Source organism: Mycobacterium sp. (assembly GCF_050701675.1).
GTDB lineage: Bacteria > Actinomycetota > Actinomycetes > Mycobacteriales > Mycobacteriaceae > Mycobacterium.
The window spans coordinates 1-2749 of record NZ_JBOGDD010000712.1; the positions used below are offsets into that span (position 1 = coordinate 1).

Sequence of the window (2749 nt, forward strand, 5' to 3'; positions counted from 1 at the left end):
CAGCGCCTCGTCGATTGATCACGTATTGAGCGGCTCGCGGTTGTCAACGCGCGGCGCGGCGAGTACCTTGTTTCGCCTCGTTTTCCGCCCGGACGCCGCCATGCCCCACTCGAAAAAGCAGATCCGCAACATCGCCATCGTCGCTCACGTCGACCACGGCAAGACGACCCTGGTCGACGCCATGCTCCGGCAGTCCGGTGCACTTTCGCACCGAGGCGACGATACGGTCGAGCGTTTGATGGACTCCGGTGACCTGGAGAAGGAAAAGGGCATCACCATCCTGGCGAAGAACACCGCCGTGCACCGCCAGCACCCGGACGGCAGCATGACGGTGATCAACGTCATCGACACCCCGGGTCACGCGGACTTCGGTGGCGAGGTCGAACGCGGTCTTTCGATGGTCGATGGCGTGTTGCTCCTCGTCGACGCCTCCGAGGGCCCGCTGCCGCAGACCCGCTTCGTGCTGCGCAAGGCGCTGGCCGCGCATCTGCCGGTGCTCCTGGTGGTCAACAAGACCGATCGTCCCGACGCCCGGATCGCCGAGGTCGTCTCGGAGAGCCACGATCTTCTGCTGGACGTGGCCACCGATCTCGACGACGAGGCACAGAAGGCCGCCGAACACGCCCTCGGCCTGCCGACGCTGTACGCGTCCGGGCGGGCCGGTATCGCCAGCCTGATCGAGCCCGCCAACGGCGAGAACCCGGAGGGCGAGAACCTCGACGCGCTCTTCGACGTGCTGCTCGAGCACATTCCGGCGCCGCTGGGCGATCCGGAAGCTCCCCTGCAGGCTCTGGTGACCAACCTCGACGCCTCGGCGTTCCTGGGTCGCCTCGCGCTGATCCGCATCTACAAGGGCAAGCTCCGCAAGGGGCAGACCGTCGCGTGGATGCGTGAGGTCGACGGCGTCCCCGTCGTGACCAACTCCAAGATCACCGAACTTCTGGCCACCGAGGGCGTCGACCGCCGTCCCACCGACGAGGCCATCGCAGGCGACATCGTCGCCGTGGCGGGTATGCCGGAGATCATGATCGGCGACACCCTCGCCGATCCCGAGCACGCGCACGCGCTTCCCCGCATCCACGTCGACGAGCCGGCGATCTCGGTCACCATCGGCACCAACACCTCGCCCCTGGCGGGCAAGGTGTCCGGGCACAAGTTGACGGCCCGGATGGTCAAGAACCGTTTGGACAGCGAATTGATCGGCAACGTGTCGATCAAGATCGTCGACATCGACCGGCCCGACGCGTGGGAGGTCCAGGGCCGCGGCGAGCTCGCGCTGGCCGTCCTCGTCGAGCAGATGCGCCGCGAAGGATTCGAGCTCACCGTCGGCAAGCCGCAGGTGGTCACCAAGACCATCGACGGCAAGCTGCACGAGCCGTACGAGGCCATGACGATCGACTGCCCCGACGAGTTCGTCGGCGCCATCACGCAGCTGATGGCGGGCCGCAAGGGCCGCATGGAGGAGATGGCCAACCACGCAGCGGGGTGGGTGCGGATGGACTTCATCGTGCCGAGCCGCGGGCTCATCGGCTTCCGCACCGACTTCCTCACGATCACCCGCGGCACGGGTATCGCCAATGCGGTGTTCGACGGCTACCGGCCGTGGGCGGGTGAGATCCGGGCACGCCACACCGGTTCACTGGTGTCCGACCGCACCGGCACGGTGACGCCGTTCGCGATGATCCAACTCTCGGATCGGGGCCAGTTCTTCGTCGAACCCGGCCAGGACACCTATGAGGGCCAGGTCGTCGGGATCAACCCGCGCGCCGAGGACCTCGACGTCAACGTCACGCGCGAGAAGAAGCTGACGAACATGCGGTCGGCGACGGCAGACGTCTTCGTGACCCTGGACAGGCCGCTGGAATTCGACCTCGAACAGGCCATGGAGTTCTGCGCGAACGACGAATGCGTCGAGGTGACCCCGGAATTCGTGCGGGTGCGCAAGGCGGAGCTGAACGCGACCACCCGGGCGCGCACCAAGGCGCGCGAGAAGACCCGCAACTGAGTTTGCATGTCGCCGGCCGTGGGCGGCTCCTTGAATGTCGCCGGCCGCATGCGGCTCCGGGTGCTGTCGATACCCTGAAGGGTGTGCCGACGAACTTGCGACGACTCGCCAGCATCGTCGCCTCGTTGACCTCGACGCTGTTGCTGATCGCCGCATGCACCGTCAGCCCGCCGCCCGCCCCGCAGAGCACCGAGACGACGCAGAGCACACCACCGCCGCCGCTGAAGGCGACGCAGATCATCATGGCCATCGACTCGATCGGCGCCGGGTTCAACCCACATCTGCTTTCGGACCAGTCGCCGGTGAACGCGGCCATCTCGTCATTGGTCCTGCCGAGCTCGTTCCGGCCGATACCCGACCCCGCGTCGTCGACGGGCTCGCGGTGGGAGCTCGACCCCACCCTGCTGGAGTCGGCTGACGTGACCAGCGAGGGTCCGTTCACCGTCACCTACAAGATCAGGCCGGAGGCGCAGTGGACGGACAACGCACCGATCGCGGCCGACGACTACTGGTATCTCTGGCGGCAGATGGTCAGTGCGCCGGGTGTCGTCGACCCCGCGGGCTATGACCTCATCACCGGCGTCCAGTCGGTCGACGGGGGCAAGACCGCCGTCGTCACGTTCTCCCAGCCGTACCCGGCATGGCGGGAGCTCTTCAACGACCTGCTGCCCGCGCACATCGTGAAGGACGTGCCCGGCGGATTCGCCGCCGGGCTGGTGCGGGCGCTTCCGGTGACCGGGGGTC

The 2749-nt window shown here is 67.3% G+C and carries 2 protein-coding genes; both read left to right on the forward strand.

All coding sequences use genetic code 11. From position 1 onward, the window contains the following. Positions 1-100 precede the first annotated feature (100 nt). Positions 101-2005, forward strand: coding sequence for a translational GTPase TypA (gene typA / locus ACRDUX_RS21880; RefSeq protein WP_526416436.1), 1905 nt, complete (start codon positions 101-103; stop codon positions 2003-2005). Between the two features lie 74 nt (positions 2006-2079). After that, a partial coding sequence (locus ACRDUX_RS21885) for an ABC transporter substrate-binding protein (RefSeq protein WP_526416438.1) occupies positions 2080-2749 on the forward strand: 670 nt, incomplete at its 3' end.

Coding starts and splice junctions, on each gene's coding strand:
- typA (WP_526416436.1), top strand. CDS start 101: ATGCCCCACTCGAAAAAGCAGATCCGCAACATCGCCATCGTCGCTCAC.